The 25,730-nt window shown below is 62.1% G+C and carries 24 protein-coding genes; 8 read left to right on the top strand and 16 right to left on the bottom strand.

Annotated elements, in window-relative coordinates; translation table 11 throughout:
• Positions 1–195 precede the first annotated feature (195 nt).
• The 3 genes from CXQ94_RS04300 (at position 196) to CXQ94_RS04290 (ending at position 3,520) form a co-directional block, all read left to right on the top strand.
• The gene (locus tag CXQ94_RS04300) at positions 196–1,506 is read left to right on the top strand and encodes an alanine racemase (protein ID WP_104086981.1); all 1,311 of its coding nucleotides are present in this window, start codon (positions 196–198) and stop codon (positions 1,504–1,506) included.
• On the top strand, positions 1,503–2,825 hold the full coding sequence (locus CXQ94_RS04295) for a D-arabinono-1,4-lactone oxidase (RefSeq protein WP_104086980.1): 1,323 nt from the start codon (positions 1,503–1,505) through the stop codon (positions 2,823–2,825). The genes CXQ94_RS04300 and CXQ94_RS04295 overlap by 4 nt, the downstream gene beginning before the upstream one ends.
• A gap of 77 nt (positions 2,826–2,902) precedes the next feature.
• Positions 2,903–3,520 carry an FAD-dependent monooxygenase gene (locus CXQ94_RS04290; protein ID WP_258066686.1) on the top strand — a complete coding sequence of 206 codons (618 nt, stop codon included), beginning with the start codon at positions 2,903–2,905 and terminating at the stop codon, positions 3,518–3,520.
• Positions 3,521–3,529: 9 nt separating this feature from the next.
• Here CXQ94_RS04290 and CXQ94_RS04285 read toward each other — a convergent pair whose 3' ends face one another.
• A complete protein-coding gene (locus CXQ94_RS04285) occupies positions 3,530–4,108 on the bottom strand; it encodes a copper resistance CopC family protein (RefSeq protein WP_258066685.1) in 579 nt (192 codons plus the stop codon).
• A gap of 273 nt (positions 4,109–4,381) precedes the next feature.
• On the opposite strand from CXQ94_RS04285, the gene CXQ94_RS04280 reads away from it, so the two are divergent.
• Both CXQ94_RS04280 and hutG read left to right on the top strand, forming a co-directional pair.
• Complete coding sequence (locus tag CXQ94_RS04280; RefSeq protein ID WP_104086979.1) at positions 4,382–5,836, top strand: NCS2 family permease; 1,455 nt, start codon at positions 4,382–4,384, stop codon at positions 5,834–5,836.
• Positions 5,837–6,022: 186 nt separating this feature from the next.
• On the top strand, positions 6,023–6,982 hold the full coding sequence (gene hutG, locus CXQ94_RS04275) for a formimidoylglutamase (RefSeq protein ID WP_104086978.1): 960 nt from the start codon (positions 6,023–6,025) through the stop codon (positions 6,980–6,982).
• A gap of 105 nt (positions 6,983–7,087) precedes the next feature.
• Here the strand turns inward: hutG and CXQ94_RS04270 are convergent, their stop codons facing one another.
• The 4 genes from CXQ94_RS04270 to CXQ94_RS04255 all read right to left on the bottom strand — a co-directional run bounded on the left by CXQ94_RS04270 (position 7,088) and on the right by CXQ94_RS04255 (position 13,685).
• A complete protein-coding gene (locus CXQ94_RS04270; protein WP_104086977.1) occupies positions 7,088–9,124 on the bottom strand; it encodes an ABC transporter ATP-binding protein in 2,037 nt (678 codons plus the stop codon).
• Positions 9,124–10,854 (bottom strand): ABC transporter ATP-binding protein, encoded by a 1,731-nt coding sequence (locus tag CXQ94_RS04265; protein WP_104087326.1) that lies wholly within the window; start codon positions 10,852–10,854, stop codon positions 9,124–9,126. Before CXQ94_RS04265 ends, CXQ94_RS04270 begins: the two co-directional genes overlap by 1 nt.
• 253 nt (positions 10,855–11,107) lie before the next feature.
• Positions 11,108–12,679 carry a histidine ammonia-lyase gene (gene hutH, locus CXQ94_RS04260; protein WP_104086976.1) on the bottom strand — a complete coding sequence of 524 codons (1,572 nt, stop codon included), beginning with the start codon at positions 12,677–12,679 and terminating at the stop codon, positions 11,108–11,110.
• 211 nt (positions 12,680–12,890) lie between these two features.
• Positions 12,891–13,685, bottom strand: a complete 795-nt coding sequence (locus tag CXQ94_RS04255) for an IclR family transcriptional regulator (RefSeq protein WP_104086975.1) — start codon at positions 13,683–13,685, stop codon at positions 12,891–12,893.
• Between the two features lie 235 nt (positions 13,686–13,920).
• On the opposite strand from CXQ94_RS04255, the gene CXQ94_RS04250 reads away from it, so the two are divergent.
• On the top strand, positions 13,921–15,390 hold the full coding sequence (locus CXQ94_RS04250; protein WP_104087325.1) for an amino acid permease: 1,470 nt from the start codon (positions 13,921–13,923) through the stop codon (positions 15,388–15,390).
• Here CXQ94_RS04250 and CXQ94_RS04245 read toward each other — a convergent pair.
• The 4 genes from CXQ94_RS04245 to CXQ94_RS04230 all read right to left on the bottom strand — a co-directional run bounded on the left by CXQ94_RS04245 (position 15,374) and on the right by CXQ94_RS04230 (position 17,817).
• A complete protein-coding gene (locus CXQ94_RS04245; RefSeq protein WP_104086974.1) occupies positions 15,374–16,228 on the bottom strand; it encodes a spermidine synthase in 855 nt (284 codons plus the stop codon). The genes CXQ94_RS04250 and CXQ94_RS04245 overlap by 17 nt on opposite strands.
• Positions 16,228–16,728 carry a GNAT family N-acetyltransferase gene (locus CXQ94_RS04240; protein WP_104086973.1) on the bottom strand — a complete coding sequence of 167 codons (501 nt, stop codon included), beginning with the start codon at positions 16,726–16,728 and terminating at the stop codon, positions 16,228–16,230. Before CXQ94_RS04240 ends, CXQ94_RS04245 begins: the two co-directional genes overlap by 1 nt.
• Before the next feature lie 21 nt (positions 16,729–16,749).
• On the bottom strand, positions 16,750–17,418 hold the full coding sequence (locus CXQ94_RS04235) for an O-methyltransferase (RefSeq protein WP_104086972.1): 669 nt from the start codon (positions 17,416–17,418) through the stop codon (positions 16,750–16,752).
• Between the two features lie 66 nt (positions 17,419–17,484).
• A complete protein-coding gene (locus CXQ94_RS04230; protein WP_104086971.1) occupies positions 17,485–17,817 on the bottom strand; it encodes a thiamine-binding protein in 333 nt (110 codons plus the stop codon).
• Between the two features lie 118 nt (positions 17,818–17,935).
• Here CXQ94_RS04230 and CXQ94_RS04225 point away from each other — a divergent pair, with 118 nt between their 5' ends.
• Entirely contained in the window at positions 17,936–18,691 is a 756-nt protein-coding gene (locus tag CXQ94_RS04225) for a DUF5684 domain-containing protein (RefSeq protein ID WP_104086970.1), read from the top strand.
• On the opposite strand, the gene CXQ94_RS04220 is transcribed toward CXQ94_RS04225, so the two are convergent.
• From CXQ94_RS04220 to CXQ94_RS04200, 5 genes are read right to left on the bottom strand one after another with little or no spacing between them, the layout of a single operon-like run.
• Positions 18,674–18,985 (bottom strand): AzlD domain-containing protein, encoded by a 312-nt coding sequence (locus tag CXQ94_RS04220; protein WP_104086969.1) that lies wholly within the window; start codon positions 18,983–18,985, stop codon positions 18,674–18,676. The genes CXQ94_RS04225 and CXQ94_RS04220 overlap by 18 nt on opposite strands.
• Positions 18,982–19,761, bottom strand: a complete 780-nt coding sequence (locus CXQ94_RS04215; protein ID WP_104086968.1) for an AzlC family ABC transporter permease — start codon at positions 19,759–19,761, stop codon at positions 18,982–18,984. The genes CXQ94_RS04220 and CXQ94_RS04215 overlap by 4 nt, the downstream gene beginning before the upstream one ends.
• The gene (locus tag CXQ94_RS04210) at positions 19,758–20,156 is read right to left on the bottom strand and encodes a MauE/DoxX family redox-associated membrane protein (RefSeq protein WP_104086967.1); all 399 of its coding nucleotides are present in this window, start codon (positions 20,154–20,156) and stop codon (positions 19,758–19,760) included. Before CXQ94_RS04210 ends, CXQ94_RS04215 begins: the two co-directional genes overlap by 4 nt.
• Positions 20,153–22,087 carry a glycoside hydrolase family 15 protein gene (locus CXQ94_RS04205; RefSeq protein ID WP_258066682.1) on the bottom strand — a complete coding sequence of 645 codons (1,935 nt, stop codon included), beginning with the start codon at positions 22,085–22,087 and terminating at the stop codon, positions 20,153–20,155. Before CXQ94_RS04205 ends, CXQ94_RS04210 begins: the two co-directional genes overlap by 4 nt.
• Positions 22,071–22,937 carry a glycerophosphodiester phosphodiesterase family protein gene (locus tag CXQ94_RS04200; RefSeq protein ID WP_104086965.1) on the bottom strand — a complete coding sequence of 289 codons (867 nt, stop codon included), beginning with the start codon at positions 22,935–22,937 and terminating at the stop codon, positions 22,071–22,073. The genes CXQ94_RS04205 and CXQ94_RS04200 overlap by 17 nt, the downstream gene beginning before the upstream one ends.
• A 22-nt stretch (positions 22,938–22,959) precedes the next feature.
• Here CXQ94_RS04200 and CXQ94_RS04195 point away from each other — a divergent pair, with 22 nt between their 5' ends.
• Positions 22,960–24,237, top strand: a complete 1,278-nt coding sequence (locus CXQ94_RS04195; protein ID WP_258066681.1) for a DUF445 domain-containing protein — start codon at positions 22,960–22,962, stop codon at positions 24,235–24,237.
• A gap of 10 nt (positions 24,238–24,247) precedes the next feature.
• Here CXQ94_RS04195 and CXQ94_RS04190 read toward each other — a convergent pair whose 3' ends face one another.
• The gene (locus tag CXQ94_RS04190) at positions 24,248–25,093 is read right to left on the bottom strand and encodes a hypothetical protein (RefSeq protein ID WP_258066680.1); all 846 of its coding nucleotides are present in this window, start codon (positions 25,091–25,093) and stop codon (positions 24,248–24,250) included.
• Positions 25,094–25,198: 105 nt separating this feature from the next.
• Positions 25,199–25,648, bottom strand: coding sequence for a DUF2871 domain-containing protein (locus CXQ94_RS04185; protein ID WP_104086963.1), 450 nt, complete (start codon positions 25,646–25,648; stop codon positions 25,199–25,201).
• Positions 25,649–25,730 lie beyond the last annotated feature (82 nt).

The raw sequence follows: 25,730 nt of genomic DNA, 5'->3' as shown, positions 1-25,730 counted from the left end.
CGCCGGGTGGGAAAACAGTCCGCCTCCCCATCGTGACGTCTACTGCTGACTATTGTCCGAACATAGGCCAACGTCAAGTCTCACTCCCGCTGTCGGCGCGGTACTGCGTCACATGCCCGCCAACGGTTCTACCTGCCAGTAACATGTGGCAAAGTGGTGTGTGCAACATCACTTAAGTCGAAGTAGGCGTCCTTGATGCACCTTTTACCCTCAGATGTCCACCGTGGTCGAACGGCAGCGCCCAGCGCACCTGCAAGCCGTGCAGCGGAGTCCGAAATGTGGCGGTTGGCCAGTGCGGCCTGCGCCGAGTTGTCGGCGCCCGTGGCCGTTTTGAACGTGCCAGCCCTGTCCTTCAACGCCGGATCGCTGCTTCGCCGCGCGGGCGGGAAGCCCATTCGCGTAGCCAGCAAATCGATCCGCAGCAAGGACGTTTTACGTGCAGTGCTGGCCCAGGAAGGTTATGCCGGGATCCTCGCCTTCACGCTGCCCGAGGCCTTGTGGTTGGCCGCTGATGACGCGCTCACCGACGTTGTGGTGGCCTATCCGACGGCGGACACTCATGCCCTGCGCGCACTGGCGGCAGACCCGCAGGCTTGTTCGCGGGTGACCTTGATGGTGGATTCCGCGGAGCAGCTGGACTGGATGGCAGCCACGCTAGCCGACGCCCCTCCCGGCGCCCCGATCCGACTTGCCCTTGATCTGGACGCCTCCTGGCGGCCCCAGGTGGGCGGCCGGGACGTCGGCCACATTGGCGTACGCCGCTCCCCCTTGCGAAGCGGCGCCGACGCCATCAGCATGACGCTGGACATTGCCTCACGAAAGCTCGGGAACCGCCCACTCTTCCAACTCGTGGGACTCATGGCCTACGAAGCTCAAATCGCGGGCTTGCAGGACACCCCGCGCACGGGAAATCCAGTGGCCGACCTTGCCAAGTCCACGATCCTGAAACAAATTCAGCGATCCTCCATGGCGGAGGTCATTGAGCGTAGAAGCAATGTTGTTGCTGCGGTCGAGAACATCGTGGACCTTGAATTCGTCAACGGCGGCGGAACCGGAAGTCTTGAACTGACTACGCAGGATCCCTCTGTCACCGAGCTAGCCGCAGGCTCCGGATTGTTTGGGCCCACACTTTTTGACGGGTATTCGCGCTTCAGCCCGGCGCACGCGGTGGGCTTCGCCGCCCAAGTGGTGCGGCGCCCCACACCGGATATTGTCACGGTGCTCGGTGGCGGCTGGATCGCCTCCGGTCCCGCCGGTGCGGACAGGTCCCCGGTTCCCGTCTACCCGCCGGGGCTGACCATGGTGGGCACGGAGGGCGCCGGCGAAGTCCAGACCCCTCTACGCGGCGCTGCCGCGGCCCAGCTGCGCATAGGCGACAAGGTCTGGTTCCGGCACGCCAAATCTGGAGAGGTTTGTGAGCATGTTGATGAACTTGTGCTGCTCGACGGCGGGAAAATCGTGGGCGGTGCGCTGACATACCGTGGCGAAGGGAAGGCGTTTGTATGAGTGAGTGGCACAACTGGGCAGGTGACCAACGATGCCGCCCATCCCGAGTGGTGCATGCCTCAACAGTGGGCGAAATCTCCGCAGTGGTTGCGGCCGCGGCAGAGTCGGGGACCCCGCTGGCAAAAAGCACCGTGAAAGCAGTGGGGGCCGGCCACAGTTTCACCGACATTGCCTTGACCAGCGGCGTGCAGCTGCATCTTGACGGGTTGAGCGGGCTGCAGTCGGTGAACCGGGAAACCTTGCAGGTCACGCTCGCTGGCGGAACGCGGCTCTATGACATCCCGGCCCTGCTCCGGCCCTATGGGCTGGCGCTGACAAACATGGGCGACATCGACAGGCAATCGATAGCCGGGGCTATCTCCACCGGCACCCATGGCACAGGCCTGGCCTTTGGCGGCATTTCCACCCAGGTGGTGGGCCTGACGTTGGTCATTGGCACCGGCGAGGTGGTGCACTGCTCAGCGTCAGAAAACGCCGAATTGTTTTCGGCCGCACGTGTGGGGTTGGGCGCGTTAGGAATTATCGTCTCGGTGACGCTGCAATGCGTACCGGCGTTCACCTTGCACGCGGTGGAACGTCCGGAACCGTTGGCACAGGTGCTCGAGGGACTCGTGGAGCGCCAACGCAGCACGGACCACTTTGAGTTTTACTGGTTTCCACACACCGAAGTGGCATTAACCAAAAGCAACACCAGGCACCCTTTGGGGCGCGGGCCGGCGGGAGTGAAGCCGCTGTCCACCAGATCCCACTTAGTGGATGACGTCCTGGTGTCCAACACGCTCTTTTCCGCGCTGTGCCAGGTCACGGCTAAGGTTCCGGCAGTCATACCGCGGGTAAACACCATGGCCTCCCAACTCGTCGGCAATCGGGAATTCGCCGACGCCTCGCACAAAGTGTTCGCCACTGAACGCACCGTGCGTTTCCGGGAGATGGAATATGCGATGCCCCTGCTGGAAATACCGGACGTTCTGGCCGAACTCAACGCCATGATCAAACGGCGCGGGTTCACCGTATCCTTCCCTGTGGAGGTTCGCTGTGCCGCCGCCGATGACATTCCCTTGTCCACGGCCTACGGCCGTGAAACCGGGTACATTGCCATCCACCAACACGTTAAGACAGACCCCTTTGACTACTTCCGTGCGGCCGAGGAAATCTTCCGGGCCCACGGGGGGCGACCCCATTGGGGTAAATGGCATTTTCTCCAGTCGAATGACTTTTCAGATCTCTACCCAGAGCTGGAATTGTTCGGTAGGGTTCACAGTACCGTTGATCCAAAACGCGTGTTCAGGAACACATATTTGGATCGGGTACTCTCTTAATTCGCACCACGGCGTAGCCTCGCTCCAGGCCGCGCCGCCCAGTAAGTTCTCCTACCGTTCGAGGAGGCATTTTGCTTGTGAATGCTGCGCTGTGCCCGTCCACGCCTCAGGTGAAACCGCCCCATGAGGAAACCACCACCACCATCGTTATTGGATCCGGCTTTTCCGGACTGGCCGTGGCGGCAGAGCTCAACCGCCAGGGCATTGACGCCATTGTGGTCGACAGCTTCCGGCCCCTGGGTCCGAGTTCCCCTGCACCCACCACCGGCGGCGTCAGCCTCGATGCCCTGAGCGAGCGAACGGACATCCTCCGGCTGCTGGAACACTACGCCCGCCGCCATCACCTGGACATCCGTCCCGCCACCAGCCCGTTGCAGTTAACTCGCCAGAGTACCGACGCGCACACGGAACACCAGTGGACCGTCCACACGGCCACAGGTACCCTCACAGCACACAGCGTGGTCTTCACCAGGGGTGCACTCAATCAGTTGCGCCGGGTTCTGCACAGTGTGGGTGTGAACACCAGCCATGAGCTCACGGCAGCCATGCATTCGCTGGGCTTGTATCTAGTGGGGGTGGGTGACCTGGTAGTTCCCACCACTCATGAAATTCTGCACCAAGCCAAGCGTGCGGGGGCTTCAATCTCCGCACGTCGTGCCGCCCGCAGCGGCGCCGCGGTACTCATCCCCGCTTAGGCGGTGGCGCTAGTCGTCAGCACCCAGCCGGCGCTTGGCCACAACCACCATGGCTACAACAACCACTACCAAGACTCCAACCAGCCCAAACACGCTCCACGGCACCCCACCACTATCAGGGGTCTTGGCGGTGGCGGCTGGCGATACTTCCTGAACCGACTGCAGCGGACCGGCCACAGCGCCGCTGCCGGCCCCTGCGGCGGCCGCGGCGGTAAAGACGAACTGCCCTTCAATAGGGTGACCGTCGGAAGACACCAGGCGCCATTGCACCGTGTACTTCCCTGCAGGGGCGCCCGGCTTCAGCTGCTGTGTGGCAACGTTATCGAGCACCTCCACTGTGCCGGCAGACCAGTTGGTGCCACTTGCATCAACCACGTTGATTTGCGAGCCAATGCTTGCCGGAGTGTTCGACAGCGTGACAGTGACCTTCTCCGGGACCGTTGCGACGGAGGAGCCGTCGGCAGGCGCCGTTCCCTCAACCGCGTCATGGGCCAGCGCCGCTCCTGACCCGCCCAGGAGTGCCATGAGGACGACGGCGGCGCCTGCGAGGGCCCTCCACAGGACCATTTTGCCTCTGGTGTTTGTCATGTTGGTCTCATTAACCCGGTGTTGGAAGGGGCTTTTCACGGCTTGAATTCCTTAAATTGATGAAGATCAGCACCCCACCATAACCCGGGCATATGGGAGTTTCCCTATAAAACCCGGGGCGCAAGGTGCCAAGGACGCCGGAGGAAGCCCCGCCGTCGAAGGCGGAAAACCGGCAGAAACCGGGCCGTCACGACTATTATGGGCCACCCCATTTCCGGCTAAGATTTGCTCAAATAACCAAATTTCTTTTCACTTCGCCCGGAGGGCTCCTTAATGGCAACCAAGACGGATTCCCGTTTGTCAGCTGTCGACAAATACTTCAAGATTACCGAGCGTGGCTCGAACTATTCGCGAGAAATTCGCGGAGGTTTCGCCACGTTCTTCGCCATGAGCTACATTGTGGTGCTGAACCCGCTGATCCTTGGCGGTGCCGACTCTTCAGGCGCCTTCTTGGGCCCGGCACGCGTTGCCGCCATGACCGCACTTGTTGCCGGTGTCCTCACCATCGCCATGGGCGCCTGGGGCAAGCACCCGTTCGCACTGGCAACCGGCCTGGGCGTGAACGCGTTTGTGGCCGTAACAGTCGCCTCCCACCCCGGCCTGACCTGGCCGGACATGATGGGCCTGGTGGTCCTCTCAGGTATCACCATGTTCATCTTGGTGCTCACCGGTTTCCGGACAGCTGTCTTCAACGCGGTCCCGGCCGGACTTAAAACGGCCATTGTGGTCGGTATTGGTATGTTTATCGCCCTCATCGGCCTGGTCAATGCCGGTTTTGTGCGCCGCATCCCCGACGTCGCCGGCACCACAGTTCCCGTGGGTCTTGGCTTTGACGGCAAGCTCGTGGGCTGGCCCACCCTGGTGTTCATTGTTGGCCTGATCCTGACCATCGCCTTGGTGATCCGCAAGGTCAAGGGCGCCATTTTGATAGGCATCATTGCCGCCACGGTTTTGGCCAACGTCCTGGAAATGACCCTTCACATCGGGCCGTCCTTTGACGGCAAGAACGCCAACCCGCTGGGCTGGTCGCTGGTGGTCCCGAACTTCTCCGGCCTGACCCCGCCGGACTTGAGCCTCTTTGGCCAGTTCAACTTGTTCGGTTCATTTGCGCAGCTGGGCGGCCTTGCCGCTGCGTTGTTGGCCTTCAGCATCCTGCTCAGCATCTTCTTTGATGCCATGGGCACCATGGTGGGCCTGGCCTCCGAGGCCGGCACCATGGACAAGGATGGCAACATCCCCAACGTCAACCGCGTGCTGCTTGTCGACGCATTTGGTGCAATCGCCGGTGGTGGAACCTCCGTCTCCTCGAACCAGATCTTCGTGGAATCCGGTGCCGGCATCGGTGAAGGCGCACGCACGGGTCTGGCCTCGGTGGTCACTGGCTTGTTGCTGATCGTGGCCATGTTCTTCACCCCGCTGATCTCCCTGGTCCCGTTCGAGGCAGTGGCCCCGGCACTTGTCGTAGTTGGTTTCATGATGGTCTCGCAGGTAGGCAAGATCGACTGGTCCGACTGGGGCATTGCAATCCCGGCCTTCCTGACGTTCATTCTTATGCCGTTCACCTACTCCATCGCCAACGGCCTGGGCGCCGGATTCATCGCTTTCGTCCTGATCCGCGCCGTCCAGGGACGGGCTAAGGAAGTACACCCATTGATGTGGGTTGTTGCCGGCGCATTCCTGGTCTTCTTCGGCATTGGCACCCTGGAAGGGCTGTTCGGGATCAAATAGTCCCCGCGCCCTCCACGCACACCTTGCGTACGTGAAAGCGGCGCCAACTCGCAATGACGGCGTATTTTGCCGGGCGTTTCGCGAGTTGGCGCCGCTTTCACGCATTAACGGACAAAATCTGCCCTGCCAGACGCCCGATACCCCGGTTGGCTGGCGCTCCGAGCCGGGGTGCGGTTATCTGGGAGCATGGATCTCTCTTTACTTGCCGTGGACACCGCCCCTGTTGCCTGGTCGGGGAGGAACGACGGCGACGGGCCGGCACACCGTCGCTGGTGGCAGGCTGTTGCCACCCCCACGGGCGTGGTTGAAGAAGCCACCGCCGAAACACCGGGCCAGGCCGCCCTTCTCGGTTTTTCTTCTGACGCCGGAGTCTTTCGCAACAAGGGCCGGGTGGGCGCCGCAGCAGCGCCCGCTGCCATCCGCGCGGCTCTGGGGTCACTGGCCTTCCATGGCACTCGCAGTGTCACCGATGTTGGTGACGTCACCGTGCGCGAGGACTTGCTCGAGGAAGGTCAGAAAAGGGCCGGACGTGCCCTGACCCAAATGCTCGACGCCGGCTACCTCACCTTTGTCCTCGGCGGCGGACACGAGACCGCCTTTGCCAGCTACCTGGGCGTGGCCGCGACGGCCGCGGTGGGCAACGGTGCACGGCTGGGCGTGCTGAACCTTGACGCACATTTTGACCTGCGCAACGACCCCTCCCCCAGTTCCGGGACGCCGTTCCTGCAAATGGCCCGCGCCGAGGCCGCCGCAGACCGCGAACTCAACTACGCCGTCGTCGGCATCAGCGAACCCAATAACACCCGGGCGCTCTTCGACACCGCACACGAGCTGGACGTGAAGTACCTCCTGGACGAAGACTGCTCGTCGCAGCGGACGCAGGAATTTGTGTCAGCCTTTTTGGAGACCGTGGACGTCGTCTATCTGACCATTGATCTAGACGTCCTTCCCGCCGCCGTGGCGCCCGGGGTCAGTGCGCCAGCCGCCTACGGGGTGCCGTTGCCGGTCATCTCGGCAGTATGCCGCCAAGTGGCCCAAAGCGGGAAACTGTTCCATTTTGACGTGGCGGAGCTGAACCCGGAATTCGACATCGACAGCCGAACCGCCAAGGTGGCGGCCCGGCTCATCGACACCCTGCTGCGCTAGGCCGGCGAAGCCGGGATTTTTTGTAGGCGACGCAATGGAGACACCCGCGGCCGACGCGTCGGATAGTCGCCGGAAAAATCCTGGTCCGCCGCCCGCTACCGGCCGTTAGTGTGCCTCGGCCGAAACCTCGCCCTCCAGCTCGTGCCCGCCGTGGAACTGGGTCATGTAGAGCTTGTAGTAGGCGCCTTCGCGCTCTAGCAGCTGAGCGTGGTTGCCGTGCTCCACGATGTCCCCGTCCTCCATGACCAAGATGGTGTGGGCATCCCTGATGGTGGAGAGCCTGTGCGCAATGACAAACGAGGTCCGATCGGTGCGCAGTGCCGCCATGGCATGCTGCACCAGCAACTCGGTTCGGGTATCAACCGACGACGTTGCCTCATCCAGGATCAATAATGACGGATTGGCGATGAAGGCCCTGGCAATGGTGATCAGCTGGCGTTCGCCCGCGGAGACGCTACCGCCGTCAGCATCAAGGACTGTGTCATAGCCGTCGGGCAGTTGCCGCACGAAGCGGTCCACCATGGTGGCCTTGGCTGCTTCCATGATTTCTTCATCGGTGGCGTCCAGCCTGCCGTAGCGAATGTTTTCCCGGATGGTTCCTTCGAACAGCCACGCGTCCTGGAGGACCATGCCCACCTGGGAGCGCACTTGTTCACGGGATAGTTCCCGGGTATCGATGCCGTCGAGCAGGATTCGCCCGCCTGTCACCTCGTAGAAGCGCAGAACAAGGTTCACCAGGGTGGTTTTTCCTGCCCCCGTGGGACCAACGATCGCCACGGTTTGTCCGGGCTCTACGGTGAAGGACACGTCGTGGATGAGCGGGGTTTCTGGGGAATAGCTAAACGAGACCTGATCGAATCTGACGTGGCCGTCCGTTTGAGCTGGAAGCTCCGCCTTGACGTCGTCCTCTTCCTGTTCGTCGGCGTCGAGCAGTTCAAAGGTCCGTTCCGCCGATGCCACCCCGGATTGGATCATGTTTGCAACCCCCGCCATCTCGCCAATGGGTTGGGAGAATTCGCGTGAATACTGGATGAATGCGGTGGCATCACCAAGCGTCATCTGACCGTTGGCAACGCGAACACCACCGACGACGGCGACCAGCGCGTAGGAAAGGTAGGAGACGAATTGCATGGCTGGCATGATCATTCCGGAGACAAATTGGGCGCCAAAGGAGGCCTTGTAGAGCTTTTCGTTATGCTCATCAAATTCGGCCAGCATCTCTGCATCGCGGCCGTAGGCGCGCACCAGTTCCAGGCCGGAAAAGGTCTCCTCCACATGCCCGTTGAGGGTTCCCGTACTCTTCCACTGGGCCGCGAACAACTTCTGAGACCGGGCACCGATGACGCCGGCAATGACGGCCGAAAGGGGCAGTGCAATGAGGGCTATCAGGGCAAGTTGCCACGAGACGATGAACATCATCACCCCAATGCCCAAAACTGTGAGCACCGACTGGACTAGTTGAGAGAAGGATTGTTGCAGCGCCGCCTGGATGTTGTCCACATCGTTGGTGACCCGGGACATGAGGTCACCGCGCTGGCGGGTGTCAAAGTAGCCAAGCGGCAGCCGGTTAAGCTTGCGTTCAATGTCCTCGCGAAGCCGGAACACCACCCGCATGACCAGGGCGTTGAGGAGGAATCCCTGTAGCCACATCAGCACCGATGCCACCATGTAAAGGGCCAGCACAATGACGATGAACCGGCTCAGTTCAACAAAATCAATGCCCTGTCCGGGGACAATCTGGGCCTTGACCAACATGTCGGCGAACTGCCCATTGCCTGCCGCGCGTTGCGCAGCGACGATCTGATCGAGAGGAACATTCGCGGGCAGCTGGGAGCCAATGACACCGTTGAAGATGGTGTCCATGGCCTTGCCGAGCACTTTCGGGGCGATGACAGTGAAAACCACCGAACCGGCCACCAGGAGCACCACGAAGAAGAACTGGCGACGTTCCGGCCGCAATAGTCCCATGAGCCGTTTAGCCGAAGGCCAGAAGTGCTCAGCCTTCTTGGCAGGGGTGCCGCCGAACATGTCGCCGTCGGCCTCACTCGGTTTGTAGTCTTCCTCGAGTTCATCCAGCTCGCCAAAGTCGGAGTCGACAGGCTTCGGTTCAAGCGATGCTTTTTCTTTACTTCGCCGGCTCATTATGGAGCCCCCTCTATGCTCAACTGCGACTCAACAATTTCCCGGTAGGTCTCATTGCTTTCAAAAAGTTCCTGGTGCGTTCCGGCACCCACCACGGCACCTTCATCGAGAACCACGATGTGATCGGCTTCCCGGATCGTGGACATTCGCTGGGCGACGATGATGACGGTGGCATCTTCGGTGGCGACCTTCAAGGACTCCCGCAGCAACTGGTCGGTGGTGACATCCAAGGCGGAGAACGAGTCGTCAAAAAGGAAGACGCGCGGCTTGGCCGTCAGCGCCCGCGCAATGCAGAGACGCTGACGCTGCCCGCCGGAAACATTCGTCCCTCCCTGGGCAACCCGCGTATCAAGAGTTTTGGCTTTGGCCTGCACAAAATCCTTGGCCTGGGCTATCTCCAGGGCCTGCCACAGTTCCTCGTCGCTCGCCTCCGGCTTGCCAAAGCGCAGATTGCTGGCGACGGTCCCGGAGAAGAGGTACGGCTTTTGGGGGACAAGGCCCACCAGTGTTGCCAATTGTTTTCTATTCAGTTCACTGACCTCCACCCCACCGATGCGAACTGTGCCCTGTTGGGGGTCGAAAAGCCGCGGAATGAGGTTGACCAGCGTTGACTTACCGGAGCCTGTGGAACCCACGATCGCCGTCGTCTGCCCCTGCTTGGCAGTGAAACTGATGCCATTGAGCACCGGGCGTTCGGCCCCCGGGTACCCGAAGGAAACATTGGCAAACTCGACGGTGTGGTGAACCGGCAGCTCGGTTCCCTGGGGAACGGCGAGGCTCGGTTCGGTGGAGAGCAAGTCATCCAAGCGCTCGGCCGAGATGACAGCGCGCGGAATCATCATAACCATGAAGACGCCCATCATCACCGCCACGAGAATCTGCAAGAGGTACTGCAGGAACGCTGTCAGCGATCCCACCTGCATTTGGCCTGCGTCTACACGCTGCCCTCCGAACCACAGCACCGCGGCAGTGGCCAGGTGCAAGATCATCATGATGGCCGGGAACATCAGCACAAAGAGATTGCCGACCCGGACGGAGACCCTGGTCAGGGCCATGTTGGCGTCCCGGTAGCGGTCCGATTCAAACTTTTCACGCACAAAGGCACGAATCACCCTGATGCCGACGATCTGTTCGCGCAGGACCCCATTGATGGCATCGATGCGGTCCTGCATTTCCCTAAACAGGGGCAGCAATTTTACGACCAAGAACCCGACCACGATAAACAGGAGAGGAACCGAAACCCAAAGAAGCCATGACAGGCCGACGTCCTCGCGGAGTGCCATGACGATGCCGCCAATGCTCATGATGGGCGTTGAGACCATAAAATTCAGGGTCATCAACACGAGCATCTGCACTTGTTGGACGTCGTTGGTGTTGCGGGTGATCAGGGTTGCCGTTCCGAAACGGCTGATGTCCAGGGCTCCCAGAGCGTTGACCCGGTAGTAAACCTCACGGCGCAGATCGCGGCCAATGGCCATCGCCGTGCGGGCGCCAAAGTAGATGCCGCCGATTGCGCTCACCACCTGCACGAAGCACACCATGACCATGGTGACGCCCGTGGACCAGATGAAATCGGTGTCGCCCTTGGCGATCCCCTGGTCGATGATCTGCGCGTTGAGGCTGGGCAGGTAGAGGGCGGCAATGGTGGAGATTAGTTGCAGGACCAATACGGCAACGATCCAAGCCCAATAAGGCTTGGCATGGCGCAAGGAAAGTCGAACGAGTTTCACGGCAAATTCCGATTCGAATATACGTTTGAAAACAAAGGGGTATTCGAACATTAAACACTGCTGTCTCCGAAGTGGCAACAGTTCTGCACGGTTTTAGCGACGTGTTCGAGTGGGCAGTAGTTGTTGATGTTCGACGCCGACATCAACAACTACTCCCCGTTCGGCAAGGTGGCGGGAGGCCCGGCGGGCCCACACGCCCGAGGGGCCCCAAGTGAAGACGCGCCAGCGGCTTCGCTTGGGGAGCCGGTGGGGATTAGTGAAGCGGCCCGGTGGCCTCCTCGGCGGCGGCACGGATGGCGCCGGAGCCCACAAGACGGTCGGCTTCTTCCAGTTCCGGGGACAGGAAACGGTCGCTGCCCGGACCCTGAACGGTCTTGCGCAGCACCTCAAGCACAGCTGCGCCGGCCGGACCGGGGACCAGTTCGCCGTCGGACATGGAGGTGCGCATGTCGATGGCGCGGGTGGCCGTGACGAGTTCAATGGCCAGCACGCGGCGCAGGTTCTCCACGGAGCGGCGAAGCTTGCGGGCGGCATGCCATCCCATCGATACGTGGTCCTCCTGCATTGCGGAGCTGGGGATTGAGTCCACAGAGGCGGGCACGGCCAGGCGCTTGGAGTCCGAGACCAGCCCGGCCTGGGTGTACTGGGCGATCATCAGGCCAGAGTCCACGCCGGGATCCCCGGCCAGGAAGGCGGGCAGGCCGTGTGACCGGGCGGGGTCAAGCATGCGGTCCGTGCGGCGCTCGGCGATGGACGCCACATCCGCGGAAACGATGGCCAGGAAGTCCAGCACATAGGCCACTGGCGCGCCGTGGAAGTTGCCATTGGATGACACACGGCCGTCGGGCAGAACTACGGGGTTGTCGATCGAGGCAGCGAGCTCGCGCGTGGCCACCATGAGCGCGTGGTCCACGGTGTCGCGGGCGGCGCCAGCCACCTGCGGGGCGCAGCGCAACGAGTAGGCGTCCTGAACGCGGGAGTCACCCACGCGGTGTGAGGCGACGATGGGTGAGTTGGCCAGCACGCGCAGCATGTTCTCCGCACTGGCGGCCTGGCCGGGGTGTGGGCGCAGATCCATGTGCAACTCGGGCACGAACACCTGATCTGTACCCAACAGGCCCTCGACGCTGAGCGCGGCGGTGATGTCCGCCGTCGTCAGCAAAAGACGCAAATCCGCGATGGCCATGAGCAGCATGCCGAGCATGCCGTCGGTGCCGTTGACGAGCGCCAGGCCCTCCTTTTCGGCGAGCTCGATGGGCGTGATGCCGGCCGCGGCGAGCAGTTCGGGAACGGGACGAATGACGCCGTCGGGCCCTTCGGCCTCACCCTCGCCCATGAGCACCAGCGCGCAATGCGAGAGCGGGGCGAGGTCGCCGGAGCAGCCCAGCGAGCCGAACTCGCGAACCACGGGGGTGATACCGGCATTGAGTACGTCCACCATGGTCTGCACCACGACGGGGCGCACACCTGTCCGGCCACTGGCAAGAGTTTTAGCGCGCAGGAACATCAGGGCGCGAACAACCTCGCGTTCCACGGCCGGGCCCATGCCGGCGGAGTGGCTGCGAATGAGCGACTTTTGCAGCTGCGTGCGCATTTCCGCGGGGATGTGGCGGTTTGCCAGGGCGCCGAAGCCGGTGGAGATGCCGTAGGCGGGGGTGTCGGAGTGGGCCAGTTTTTCGATGTGTTCCCTGACGCGTTCGACGCCGGCCAGCGCCTCCGGGCTCAGCACCACCTTCGCATTGTGGCGGGCGACGGCGATGACGTCCTCGGGGGTGACGCCTGAGTGGGAGAGGACTATATCGGGGGACAAAACGGTTGCGGTCATGGCAAATCCTTTGCGTTGCGGCGGGCTTGCTTCCCACTATCCCGCTTTCCGCCGCGGAAAACTGCACCTCTAAGGTGACGCTGTCCGGGACCCCAGACAAGGCGACCCCACAGGGCCGGGCGGCCGCTTACATTCTGCCGGGATGCCGAAACTCACTTTCGTGGCCGAATTATCGGGATCAATTCACCGTTTCGGGATCCGCAACCGGTGGCTACCCTTCGCGGCGGCCGTAAATTCGCACCGACAGCTCGTCGGCGGCCTTGGTGACGCGCTGTGCAAGGGCGGGCCACTGATCCGCAGGAACCTTGTCTTCCAAAAATGTGACGGCAACGGCGGCCACGGGCCAACCCACATGGTCCGTCACGGCGGCGGCCACCGAGCCGAAGCCGTCCGTCACTTCCCCGTGCTCGGTGGAGTAGCCGCGCTGGCGAACCTGCTCCAGGTGCGCTGAAAGTGTGGAGTACTTGCCGATAGGGTCGGGCACCTCCGTGCGCGAGGAAAACGCCGCGGCGTTGGGGTACAGGGCGCGGACTTGCGACTTCGGGAGCGCCGCCAAAATTGCGCGCCCACTCGCCGTGAGGTGACTGGGCAGGCGAACTCCGACGTCGGTCACCAGGGAAGGGCGGTGCTTGGCACGCTCCTCCACAATGTACAAAACATCGCGCCCATGCAGCACGGCCAGGTGGGCGCTCTCGCCGATCTTGTCGACAAGTGCCGCCAGCAAGGGCCGGCCCAGGCGGGACAGCGGCTCCTGGCGTGAATAGGCGCTGCTGAGCTCAAAGGCGGCAATGCCCAGCCCGTAGCGCTGCTCCTCATGCAGATGCATGACAAATCCGCTGGCTTCCATGACGCCGAGCAGGTGATAAACGCTGGAGCGAGGCAGGCCCAGCGAGGTGGCTATGGTCGAGGCCGCCAATGGGCCGCGCTTGGCCGAAAGGAGCTTAAGTATGCGCAAAGTGTTGTCCGCCGCTGGAACTTTGGACGGTACCCGTTCCGTGTTCGTCATGACTCCCTCGCTGGCTGGAACATCTAAAAGGCTGCAGCCTCCACCCTTACCGAAACCACGGGCACTTCGACGCCATTATAGAATAGTGGAGTCTCCAATCCCAGATTAAGGCCGTCAATGGGTGATCTCCAATCCAAGACAGCAATGGCTAGTGAGCACCGTCACAGCATCCCGGGGCGTGATGTGCTGGAGCTCACTCCTGGACCGCCAGGCCCTCAACACCAAAGGTTTTTACATGCAGACCGCCGGTTTCTCGCTGACGCGTGGACTCAATGCCCGCCACATTCGGTTCATGGCTTTGGGATCCGCCATCGGCACTGGCCTGTTTTACGGTTCCGCCACGGCCATCCAGAAGGCCGGTCCAGCCGTGCTGTTGGCGTACATCGTTGCCGGCGCGGCAGTGTTCATGGTGATGCGTGCCCTGGGTGAGATGGCAGTGCGCCACCCCGTCTCTGGCTCCTTCGGCCAATACGCCAGCCGCTACCTTGGCCCGCTGGCCGGATTCATCACAGGCTGGACCTACGTGTTTGAAATGGCCATTGTGGCCATCGCCGACGTCACCGCATTCAGCATCTACATGGGCTTTTGGTTCCACGACGTCCCGCGCTGGATCTGGGTGCTGGCCATCATCTTCTTCCTGGCGGCCCTGAATTTGCTCAGCGTAAAGGTCTTCGGCGAACTTGAATTCTGGTTCTCGTTGATCAAGGTCGCGGCCATCATCGCCATGATCGCTGGCGGCGTGATCATCATCGTGTTCGGGTTCCACATGGAGGCCTCACAATCCGCACCGGGTCTGGGAAACCTGGTCTCGAACGGCGGCTTCCTACCCAACGGTTGGGGTGGTCTGCTGGCCGCGTTCGCCGTCGTCATGTTTGCCTTCGGCGGGATCGAGACCATCGGCGTCACCGCTGGCGAGGCAGCCAACCCGGCCAAGTCAATCCCGCAGGCCATCAACACCGTGCCGGTGCGTGTGCTGCTCTTTTACGTGCTGACCATTGGCGTGCTCATGAGCCTTGTCCCGTGGAATTTGATCACCGGGGAAACCAGCCCGTTTGTGCAAATCTTCTCCTCCCTGGGCATTCCGGCGGCCGGGCACATCTTGAACGCCGTGGTCATCACCGCCGCCCTGTCAGCGGTCAACAGCGACATTTTTGGGGCCGGCCGCATCCTGTTCGGCCTGTCTCAGCAAGGCCATGCCCCAGCCGCATTCGGAAAGATTTCACGCACGGGAGTGCCTTGGATGACGGTGGTCATGATGACCGGAGTGCTGCTGGTGGGCGTGGTCCTCAACGCCGTCATGCCCGAAGAAGTGTTCCTGATCATCGCCTCAATCGCCACGTTTGCCACTGTCTGGGTGTGGGTGATGATCTTGGCTTCGCACATTGCCATGAAACGTGAAATGGCCCGTGATTCCCTGGCGCCCTCGGCTTTTCCCATCCCGCTGTGGCCCCTGGGTTCGGCGCTGACAGTGGTGTTCATGGCCGGCATTGTGGTGCTTTTGGGCGTGTTCCCCGACACCCGCGTGGCCCTGTGGGTTGGCGGAGCCTGGCTGGTTCTTCTAGTGATGGCATTCCGGCTGTGGGTGCGCGGTGACGGACGACGCCGGGCAGTTCTGTCCGATGAAAGTACACCTGCCGCTGTTGCTCCGGATGCGACGGACCGGCTAACTGAATCCTCCCCGGAAGCCGCTAGCCAGCGTCAGTGAGGATCAAGGCGCTCTGACCGAATTGGCGCACTTTCGCATCATCCCAAAGCTGGGCGGGCATGGCACCGCCCAAGAGTGCGCGGGGCAGTCCGCCTCCAACGCCCAGGGGCGCATCGCTGCCGGCGATGATGATGTTGCCCGAGCGGCGGCCCTTGAGCATGGGCGGATCGGCAATGATGGCCGTGTATTCGAAGGCGGCGGCAACGGTGGCAGCCTCGCGGCGGGCAACGGCCAGGGCAGGTGAGTCGCCACAGTTCAGTAGGTAGACCCCATCAGCGGCCAACACCTTTTTGGCCGCCGCGGTAAACTCCGCGGTGGTCAGCGGGTAGGGGGTCTTGGAACCGGCAAAGACGTCGCGAATGACCAGGTCCCGGCTTGCCTCACTCAGCGATTCGGTCACTTCGCGCGCCTCGCCGACCCTGATTTTCAGCAAGGGTGCCCGAGGCAGCTCGAACCAGTCGCGGACATAGTTGGCCAGCTTCCCATCGATCTCCACCACAACATTGCGGGAGTTCGGGTACGCCGCCACGAGATAGCGGGGCATGGAACACGCAGCGCCACCAAGGCTAAGGGTGCGCAACTTCTCCGCCGCACCCCACCTGTCCTGTACCAACGCCATGATCCAGCGCATGTATTCAAAATCAAGGCGCAAGGGATCGGCCAGGTCCACATGTGAACTTTGCACGCCGTTGAGCATGAGCAACCAACCGTTGGGATTGTCACCATCGGGAACAAGCTCGGCCACGCCGGTGTCGGTTTGGTACTTCCCGGCAACGGGGCCCTTTACTGCGGCGTCCGGCTCCGGCGCGGCGTTTTTGGGCGGGCGCTGGCGTCCCATCAGGCGTTCACCGCCGCGCGTACCATGCGGATGTTGGGCAGGAAGTGCCATTGTTCATTCATCAACTTGCGTGCACCATCGGGGACAAAACCATTTCTGACATAAAACGCCTGTGCTCGCGGATTGTCCTCGAGCACCCACAAATAGGCCGCCTGCGTTCCGATGACGGCGTCACTTAGCGCCTGCCCAGCACCAGTTCCATGGACACGTTCAAGCGTGTAGATCCAGCGCAATTCAAGGCTCACCGGGGCGTCATCTTCCTGCGCCGGGCCCGACTCGGCAACACCCACAAGGCCGCCGCCGTCGTAGGCCAAAGTGGGAACATTTCCGAGTTCCATGGCCTTGCGGAAACTCTCAACACGGCCGGGCAAGGATTTGCGCCGCTCCTCAAAAAACTCCGGCGGCAGGTGCCGGCCGTACGCCTCTTCGTGGCATTGCAGGTGCAACAGCACCACGGCCTCGGCGTCGTCGAGGGTTGCGGGGCGCAGCGATATAGTCACCTCCCCAGCCTAGTCGAGTGGTTACTGCACGACGGCGATCGCGAACCCGTCCCAGCCCTTGGAGCCGGCCGTTTGAATGGCTGTTGCGTCCAGGGCGGGATTGGACCCCATGAAGTCCAGGGCGGCCCGAATGGCAGCGGCATCCGGGTCGTGTTCTGGATGCAGAATGGTTCCCTCCCAGATGACGTTGTCCATGACAATGACACTTCCGGACCGGGTGAGTTTCAGGGCCCACTGTAAATAGGCGACGTTGTTGGCCTTATCTGCGTCGATGAAGACAAAGTCGTAAGGATCACCAGCGAGCAACGTTGGCAGTGTGTCCAGCGCCGGGCCCACCCGGATGTTGACCATGTCCGCGAACCCGGCGGCGGCGATGTTTTTGGCGGCCACCGCGGCGTGTTCCGGGAGGTATTCGCAGGTGGTGATGTGGCCGTCGTCGGGCAGGCCCCGGGCCAGCCAAATGGTGCTGAAGCCGGCCAGCGTGCCAATCTCCAAGACTCGCCGGGCCCCCTGGATCCGGACCAGCAGCATCAGTAGCTTTCCAGCAGTGGGGGCCACCTCGATACGGGGCATGCCTGCGGCGCCAATACTGGCTAGAACCGCTTCCATGCCGGGGCCGCCCTGCACGAGCGTGGCGGAAAGGTACTCTTCAACGTCGGTCCAACCGGGCCGACTCCGATGTTTAACCATGGTCCAAGCCTAGGCCCGTTCGCCCGGCACAAACAGGGCCCGGTGACTAGGCCTTCGCGGGACCGGCTACTCCGCGAGCGCCTGGAGCGCGCCTTCCAGCCGTTCAACCTTGCCGGTAATTTCGCCCGTGTGTCCGGGGCGGATGTCTGCCTTGAGCACCAGGGAAACCCTCGATCCGTAGCGGCCCACGGCTTCGGTGGCCCGTTTTACGACGTCCATGACCTCGTCCCATTCGCCCTCAATTTCGGTGAACATGGAGCCGGTGTGGTTGGGCAGGCCGGACTCCCGAACTACTTTCACAGCCGCAGCCACCGCCGTGTGCACGGAGGCGTCGTCGCCGGTTCCTGCCGGGGCGTCTGTGGGGGTGCCGCTGGGTGCCACCGAAAATGCCACAATCATGAGTTTCTCCTTAGATGGGGTGCTTGGCTTCCATTATCGATCGTGGCAGCTTCCGCCGCCACGTCATGGGGAGCCCTCCCCATTGTTCTGCAACAAGATGCGCCTATAAGGTTCACTTATGATCGCAACACTTCTCACGCTTGCCCGCCCTTCGGCGGATGACTATTACACAACCACCACCGATTCGGCCTACAGCGCCGGCGTTGTTGTCTTTCTGCTGCTGGTATACCTGCTGATGTTCGCCGTGGCCTTCGTTGTTGCGGGTCTGATGTGGGCAGGGGTGTTCAAGAAGGCTGGGTTCGCCAAGTGGAAGGCCTTTGTACCGTTCTACAACACGTGGATCCTGGTTAAGATTGCTGGCCGCCCTGAGTCCCATTTTTGGCTCCAATTCATCCCGTACGCCGGACTGTACTGGTCCATTTGCACGCTCAACGACATCTCCAAGTCGTTTGGCAAGGACACCGCCTACACCGTGGGGCTGGTCTTCATCCCCGTTGTCTTCGCCTCAATCCTCTCCTACGGTGACGCCCAATACCGGGGCCCTTCCTACATGACCGCCGAGCAGAAGATGTACGCCCAGAACTACGGCCAACAGTATGGTGTCCAGTACCCGGGCCAGGCCGGCGCACCCCAGCAGTACGGTGCGCCCACGTATGCCGCCCACGTCCCGGCCCAGCAGGCGTATGGCCAGCAGGCGTATGGCCAGCAGCCCTACGGCCAGGCTCCGGCCCAGCCGCAATATGGGGCTCCCCAGGCACAGCCGCCGTATGGCGCTCCCCAATATGGTCAGCCTGCCGATCCCAACCAGCCTTACGGCCAGCAGGATCCCAATGCGCAGAACCAGAACCCTTACGGGTCAGGGCCAGCCCAGTAGTCGCAGTCCGGCGGCGGCAGCGGCACCGGCTAAGACCACCACTAAGAATGGTGCCTTGAGCCAGAGTGCAATCGCTGCCGCCACCAGGGCGCCAATCCTGGCGTCCAGTACGACGGCGGTCCCGCTGGCTGCGGCGTTTACTACCGTCAGCGATGCCAACAGTCCAATGGTCAGGGTCCCCGCTACGTGTGACATCCGCGGATTCGCAAGCACCTTGGCCGGGACCAGGTACCCCAACAGTTTTGTGGCGTAGGCCAGCACCACAGCCACTAGCAGCCAAAACCAGAGACTCATGCGAGTTCCCCCTTCCCCGGATTCTCGTCCTGCCGTGCAGGCCCTGCCTGGTGTGCGTCGGCGCGGTACGGTTCAATGTCGGCTTCCAAGCCGTCAGCATCATGGCCGGGATCCGGATTATGCCGGAACCAGCCGATCAGCCCCGCCACCAATGCCGCGACCAGGATGGGCACACCCGGCGGCACAAAAGGCACCGCGAGCAGTGTCACCACGGCGCACACCACTGCTATGGCCGCCGGTTGGAAGGCCTTGATACGCGGCCAGAGCAAGCCCAGAAACGCAGCCACCGCTGCGCCGTCCAGGCCCCATTGTTTGGGATCGCCCAGGGCATCACCAATGAATGCGCCTACCGCCGTCATGATGTTCCAAAACACGAAGATTCCCACACCGGCCACCCAGAAACCGCGCTTTTGCTCCTCGGGATCGCTTTGCCCGGTGGCGGTGGCAGTGGATTCGTCGATTGTCACGTGGGCGGCGGCAAACCGCCGCCAACCTGTGGGGCGCATAAGGGCGTTCAGCTGCATACCGTAAACACCATTGCGGATGCCCAGCAACGCCGAGGCACTCATGGCGGCCACGCCCGATCCGCCACCGGCAATCACGCCGATGAACGCGAATTGTGAGCCGCCGCTAAAGAGCAGCAAACTCAGCACCATGGTCTGCCAAAAGCTCAGCCCGGACGCCACGGAAAGCGCACCAAAGGACACCCCGTACAGGCCCGTGGCAATGGCTATTGAGGCGCCGATCTTGGCCGCCGGTGAATCTTTTAATCTCATGCCTTGCGTGCACTCCACGCCCAGGCGACCAGCGGAATCTGCAACGGCAACCGCAGCATGTGGATCCGCTTGGCCTGCGGTGTTCCCTTGGGTCCAAAGGCGCGTTGCAAGGCCGAAATATGCCCTGCCGTGAACCCCGCGAACATCAGTGCTGTGGCGGTTGCCGCGGCTTTGCGGGTACTCGGGACTAATAGCCCCACGGCACCCAATACCTCCGGCACCGCCGACGCCAGCACCCACTGCTTGCGGGACATCAGGGCAAATTTCCCGTCCTTGTCTGTGCACAAGGACGGCGGAACCACTGAGTAGTAGAACTTGGGGTTGCGCACATGGTTGATGGCACTGGCACCCAGCAGAGTAGCCAGAGCAACGACGCTGACGGTTTTAAGGTTCATGAGCCCATGCTTTCATGCGGCAGGTAAGGGTGCGCCATTCCGCCAGTATCGGCGGCAGGTGGGGCGACGGCGTCGTCCATGGCATCTGCGGACAGGCTCAATGCCTCGGTTCCGTGGAGAGCATCGGCGGCCCGCACCAGGGCCAGGTGGGAGAACGCCTGCGGATAGTTGCCTGCCATCCGGTTGTCCTCCATCGAGTACTCCTCGCTCAACAGGCCTAAATCGTTGGCCAGACCCGTCAGCCGGTCCATCAGGGCCACCGCCTCATCCCGGCGCCCGGTATGGGCGTACTGTTCCACGAGCCAGAAAGAACATGCCAGAAATGGGTGCTCGCCCGGCGCCAAACCGTCCAGGCCAGAGCCTGTTTGGTACCGCAGGAGCAGCCCATGCTGATCCATCAGCTCACTTTCCATGGCCGCTACGGTCCCGCGCATCTGCGCAGAGTCATAGGCAACGAAGCCAACTTGCGGGATGACAAGTAAGGAGGCATCGGTGGTGGTCCCACCATAGGTTTGGGTGAAAGTGTTCAGCTCCTTGTTGAAGCCGTGCTCAAGGATTTCCGCCCGGAGCCTGTCCCGGACCTTCACCCAGTGCTCGGCCCGCCCCTTCAAACCATGATCGGTGACCGCCCTGACCCCGCAGTCAAAGGCGGCCCACATCATGACCCGTGAATGGGTGAAATGCTGCAGGTCCCCGCGCATCTCCCAAATGCCGTGGTCCTTCTCATCCAAATGACGTTCCACAAAACGCAGCATGGCCAGCTGCAAGGGCCAGGAAAAGTGGTCTTCCTCGCCGCCTGCCAGCCGCAGTTTCTCCAAGGCCACCAGCACCTCACCCACCACGTCTGCCTGGTATTGGCCCACAGCACCGTTGCCAATGCGCACCGGCGCCGCGCCTTCATACCCTGGCAGGTGGTCCAGTTGACCTTCGGTCAGATCGCGTTCCCCGCTCAGCCCGTACATTATCTGCAGGTCCTCCGGGTCACCGGCCACGGCACGCAGCAGCCAGTCGCGCCATTTCAGCGCCTCATCTTCGTAACCGTGCGTGAGCATGGCCTCAAGCGTCAGCGCCGCATCACGCAGCCAGCAATACCTGTAGTCCCAATTCCGGGCCCCGCCAAAGTCTTCCGGCAAGGACATGGTGGGTGCTGCCACAATGCCACCTGTGTCCTCGTGGGTCAGGGCCCGCAGCACCAGCAATGAGCGCTCCACAATGGGGGCATACTTACCGTCCTGGTTGTAGCGGGATGCCCAATCTTCCCAATAGGCGATTGTTGTTTCCAACTCCGCAGCAATGTCGATGGCGGCGGGAAGGCGGCGGTGTGAGGCGTACCAGCTCAGCTCCTGGTCAACGGTTTCGCCAGCCGCAACGGTGTAGCTGCCACCATGTTTATGGTCGACGGCGTGGGGCAGCTGATCCCCTCGAAGCACCAGTGCATCTGGTCCGGCAACAGCCACTATGGCGTGGGTGCCGTCGTCGTCCTTCACCCGGTGCACCCAGGGCAGAACCTTGCCATAGCCGGGCCGGATGATAATTTCCTGGGCCATTTCCACGACGCCGGCCACTCCCACAACGCGCCTGACCACTGTTGAGCAGCGCTCCCCAACAGGCATGAAATCAATGACTCGCACCACGCCGGTGGCCGATTCCCACACAGTTTCCAAGACAAAGGTGCTGTCACGGTAGGCCCTGCTGATGATTCGCGCCTGCGGGTCGGCTGGGGCTACAAACCAGCGGCCGTGATGTTCGGTGCCAAGCAGGGCCGTAAACACCGACGGCGAGTCGAAGCGCGGGAAACACAGCCAGTCAATGCTGCCGTCACGGCCGATCAGTGCGCCGGTGTGCAGGTCCGACAAAAGTGCATAGTCCTCAATGCGGGATGCCATGAGTCCATGCAACCACACCGGAAACGGATCAGATAGAGACGGCATCCAATAGCGCGCGAATATCCGCCGGCCGGTTGCTTGTCACCTCTGAAACACCAGACTCCACGCACAGCGCCAGGTCATCGGCGGTGTCTACTGTCCACACCCGGAAACGGCGTCCGGCTGCCAGCCACTGCGTGGCGTTCTCGGGGTTGGCTCGCAGGTAGTCGGTGCCGGGTCCGGCGATCTGAGCCACCCCGTCCTCGAGAAGTTTTTCACCGGCAGCCATGGCCCGGCGCATGAGGAACGCCATGGTGTGACCGGCGATTGGCCCCACGTCCAGCTCCTCCCGGACGTCGGCCACGTCCACCTCCTCGAGTAGCTGGCACAGGTGCTGCGCCGGGACCACTTGGGCCAAGTGTTGGATCGCCTCCGGGTGGAAACTCATGAACGAAACACCCACGTTGCCGGTGGCGGACTGCTCCGGCGACCAGCCGCGTAGCCGCAGCTTGGCCAAAGTGGCGTCCACCAACTGCGGATCAAAAACGGCCCCATACTTGAACTCGATGGCAAGATCCACGGGCCGGCCCGCCTGCGTGAGAATGTCCAGCAGTTGATCAAGGGTGAGTAGCTGTTGCGCTGCGGTACCGTATTCGGCTGGGATCACGGCCCCTTTCCAGGAGCTGAAGTCCAGTGCCCGCAATTGTGCCAAGGTCAGCTCGGCAACGGGGCCGCTGCCATTGGAGGTCCGGCCCACGTCGTCGTCATGGAGAAGAATCAGTTCCCCGTCAGCGCTCAGGTGAAGGTCGCACTCAACCCCGTCGGCGCCGTCGGCCAGTGCCTGCAAGTATGCGGCCCGGGTGTGTTCGGCAAATTGCTCGCTAGCGCCTCGGTGGGCGAAGATCTTCACGCTCATGTCATCACGCTACGCTTACTTTATGGCTCACCCCCAAGAATCACCGGCCCTGACAATGCATCCCGACGTGGAAAAGGCTGCCGCCCTGCGCCGTATGAAGAACATTGCGCTGGCGCTGCTGATAGCCATGGCGGTCATTTTCTGTTTTGCGTTCGCGTTTCAGCAGCAGTATCCGTGGCTGCAATATGTGCGCGCTGCTGCAGAAGGCGGCATGGTGGGTGCGTTGGCCGACTGGTTTGCCGTGACCGCCCTCTTCAAATACCCGATGGGCTTGAAGATCCCGCACACCGCCATCATCCCCAACCGCAAGGATGAGATCGGCGCGTCTTTGGGCGAATTTGTGGAGACCAATTTCCTCTCCGAAGAGGTTGTCTCCGAAAAGCTGGCCAACACCGCAATCGCCCAAAAAGCAGGAGCCTGGCTAGCAAAACCCGAAAGTGCGCAACGTGTAGCCACTGAGGGCGCGGCCGTGGTGCGCGGCGCCATGGCGGTCCTTAACGACGACGACGTCCAGGACGTTATCGAATCCCTCGTCCGCAAGCATGTGGTGGACCCTCCGTGGGGGCCGCCCATCGGCAAGCTGGCCGAGCGGATCTTTAGGGACGGCCATCACCACGCCCTGGTGGACCTGCTCGTGGACCGCTCCACCACCTGGATCCGGGACAACCACAGCACCATTTCCGGACTGGTTGCCCAACGCTCCCCCACGTGGGTGCCGCAATTTGTCGACGGCCTGGTCGGCGACAAGATCTACACCGAGTTTTACAAGTTTGCCCGGGCCGTTCAAAATGACCCGAACCATGAGGTCCGGCTGAAACTGGATGCCTATTTGAAGGACCTGGCCCAGGAATTGCAGCACGATCCTGCCATGATCGCCAAGGCCGAATCCATCAAGGCCCAGGTCCTTGGCGACCCCGAGGTCCGTGAACTGGCCGGGAACGCCTGGACCGCCATCAAGTCTGCGCTGAGCGAGGCCGTTGAGGACCCCGATTCTGAACTGCGCCGCAAATTTGCCTCAGCAGTCCAGGACTTCGGCGCCCGACTTGTGGAGGACCCCGAGCTGGCTGCCAAGGCCAACAAGTGGATCGCCGATGCCGCCGGATATTTGGTGGGCACCTACAAGCACGAGATCACCTCACTGATCACCGACACCGTGGAACGCTGGGACGCAGCGGAGACAAGCCAGAAGATCGAGCTCCAGGTGGGCAAGGACCTGCAGTTCATTCGCATCAACGGCACGGTAGTGGGATCCCTGGCCGGGCTTGCCATCTTCACGGTGGCAACCCTGGTCTTCCACTAGCCTGCCTCGTCTACGGCTTGATTGCCTTTGGCGGCTTCGGTGGCTTGGACTTGCGCGGCGCGTCCAGCTCGGCCAGAAGCTGGGCTGGGATCATCAACGGTGCGGGGCCGAAGGCGCGGTGGGTGGAGCCTATGACGGCGCGGCCCATCATGTAGTTACCCACGCCGCCCACGGCTGCACCGATGCCAAACGGCAGCGCCTTGCCTACCACTGAGGCGCTGCCCTTGATGGCAACCTTCTTCAGGAACCGCTTTTGCATGGAGGCCGAGACGCCTCGAAGCGCCGAAATCGGAATGCTCTTGCTGACAGTTTTTCCCCACGCCTGCAAGGGGGTTTTGCCATTGCCCAGGGCATGTCCGGTGAGGCCCTCCAACATGGCGGTGCCTTCCTCGCCCAAGATGATGGCCATGACCGTGACCTGCGCCAGTTCCGGATCTGCGAGTCGAACACCGTGGAGTTCCGCCACGGATTGGGCGTACAGGGCTGTGGCCTCCAGGAAGACCACGGTGGCTGCCGCGGAAATTGTCAGTGCGGCGACGGTTCCGATGCCGGGAATAATGGCGGTGGCGCCAATGGCCGCGCCTCCCGTGCCCACACCGGAGAGAAAATCGCGTTCCAGGCGCTGGCTGAGTTCATACGCCGTGGCATTGGGGTAGCGCTTGCGTAGCCTGCGCAGGTTCGCCAAAACCAGGGGCCGCTGCACTTCGACGGCCTTGAGCAGCATGCCATGCACGGCCGGCCTGGGCTTTCCCCGCTCGTCAAAAGCTGCCGCGGCGGCAATCCCCACTGCCGGGTTGGGCCTTCCTGTGGCTGGACCAAAACCGGTTTCGGGCTTCTGAACATTCTTGCGTGCCACGAATTCCCCTGTCGTTTGAACCTTCTTCAAGGGTAGCCGCCGCATCTCCGTGCGGGCACTGCGTTCACTATGGGGAAACTCCGGAGGCCATTGAGCCTGCGAACTTTAGCCTCCGAGCGCGGGCGCGATGGCGTCGTCGTGCTTGTCGGAAGCGCCAAAAAGACGTGTGCGCAATGCCAAGAACAGCAGCACCATGCCCACGCTGAGCAGAATATGACCCACGCCGGCAATGCCGGGGATGGCGCCGGAGACCTCGGTGACGCCGTCCACCTGAAGAATGCCGTGCCACACCATGATGGCCGCGGTCAGGACCAGGCCCACGTTGTAGGTCCAGAAGAACCAGTTGAACAGGCGGGACTTGGTGAGCGTGAAAAGCTTTTCCAGGATCAGTACGATCAGCAGCACAATGAAGCCGAGGGTCAGTAAGTGCGTGTGGACAATGGAGAGCTGTGTGTAGCCCTGGAAGTCCTTCCCCTTGGTGAATTCGCGGTAGAACAGGCCTGACAAAACGCCGATGACCATGTAGCCAAACGCCGAGTAAAAGAGCTTCTTCATGGTGTCCCCTAGCTATTGGGCCCCGTTCAGGCCGTTGCCTACAGCATAGTTTCGACCACGACGGCGTCCATCAACCTTTTGG

The organism is Arthrobacter sp. GMC3 (assembly GCF_002929305.1).
Lineage (GTDB): Bacteria > Actinomycetota > Actinomycetes > Actinomycetales > Micrococcaceae > Specibacter.
The sequence above is the reverse complement of the archived record's forward strand: the minus strand, read 5'-3'. Positions and strand labels throughout refer to the sequence as shown.

What these genes read in the sequence shown, in the direction of transcription:
- CXQ94_RS04215 (WP_104086968.1), bottom strand. Translation starts at nt 19,761, where the DNA reads ATGAGATTAAAAGATTCACCGGCGGCCAAGATCGGCGCCTCAATAGCC.
- CXQ94_RS04185 (WP_104086963.1), bottom strand. Translation starts at nt 25,648, where the DNA reads ATGAAGAAGCTCTTTTACTCGGCGTTTGGCTACATGGTCATCGGCGTT.
- CXQ94_RS04220 (WP_104086969.1), bottom strand. Translation starts at nt 18,985, where the DNA reads ATGAGTCTCTGGTTTTGGCTGCTAGTGGCTGTGGTGCTGGCCTACGCC.
- CXQ94_RS04250 (WP_104087325.1), top strand. Translation starts at nt 13,921, where the DNA reads ATGCAGACCGCCGGTTTCTCGCTGACGCGTGGACTCAATGCCCGCCAC.
- CXQ94_RS04255 (WP_104086975.1), bottom strand. Translation starts at nt 13,685, where the DNA reads ATGACGAACACGGAACGGGTACCGTCCAAAGTTCCAGCGGCGGACAAC.
- CXQ94_RS04295 (WP_104086980.1), top strand. Translation starts at nt 1,503, where the DNA reads ATGAGTGAGTGGCACAACTGGGCAGGTGACCAACGATGCCGCCCATCC.
- CXQ94_RS04200 (WP_104086965.1), bottom strand. Translation starts at nt 22,937, where the DNA reads ATGAGCGTGAAGATCTTCGCCCACCGAGGCGCTAGCGAGCAATTTGCC.
- CXQ94_RS04230 (WP_104086971.1), bottom strand. Translation starts at nt 17,817, where the DNA reads ATGATTGTGGCATTTTCGGTGGCACCCAGCGGCACCCCCACAGACGCC.
- CXQ94_RS04225 (WP_104086970.1), top strand. Translation starts at nt 17,936, where the DNA reads ATGATCGCAACACTTCTCACGCTTGCCCGCCCTTCGGCGGATGACTAT.
- CXQ94_RS04300 (WP_104086981.1), top strand. Translation starts at nt 196, where the DNA reads ATGCACCTTTTACCCTCAGATGTCCACCGTGGTCGAACGGCAGCGCCC.
- CXQ94_RS04280 (WP_104086979.1), top strand. Translation starts at nt 4,382, where the DNA reads ATGGCAACCAAGACGGATTCCCGTTTGTCAGCTGTCGACAAATACTTC.
- CXQ94_RS04195 (WP_258066681.1), top strand. Translation starts at nt 22,960, where the DNA reads ATGGCTCACCCCCAAGAATCACCGGCCCTGACAATGCATCCCGACGTG.
- CXQ94_RS04285 (WP_258066685.1), bottom strand. Translation starts at nt 4,108, where the DNA reads ATGACAAACACCAGAGGCAAAATGGTCCTGTGGAGGGCCCTCGCAGGC.
- CXQ94_RS04205 (WP_258066682.1), bottom strand. Translation starts at nt 22,087, where the DNA reads ATGCCGTCTCTATCTGATCCGTTTCCGGTGTGGTTGCATGGACTCATG.
- CXQ94_RS04270 (WP_104086977.1), bottom strand. Translation starts at nt 9,124, where the DNA reads ATGAGCCGGCGAAGTAAAGAAAAAGCATCGCTTGAACCGAAGCCTGTC.
- hutH (WP_104086976.1), bottom strand. Translation starts at nt 12,679, where the DNA reads ATGACCGCAACCGTTTTGTCCCCCGATATAGTCCTCTCCCACTCAGGC.
- hutG (WP_104086978.1), top strand. Translation starts at nt 6,023, where the DNA reads ATGGATCTCTCTTTACTTGCCGTGGACACCGCCCCTGTTGCCTGGTCG.
- CXQ94_RS04235 (WP_104086972.1), bottom strand. Translation starts at nt 17,418, where the DNA reads ATGGTTAAACATCGGAGTCGGCCCGGTTGGACCGACGTTGAAGAGTAC.
- CXQ94_RS04245 (WP_104086974.1), bottom strand. Translation starts at nt 16,228, where the DNA reads ATGGGACGCCAGCGCCCGCCCAAAAACGCCGCGCCGGAGCCGGACGCC.
- CXQ94_RS04210 (WP_104086967.1), bottom strand. Translation starts at nt 20,156, where the DNA reads ATGAACCTTAAAACCGTCAGCGTCGTTGCTCTGGCTACTCTGCTGGGT.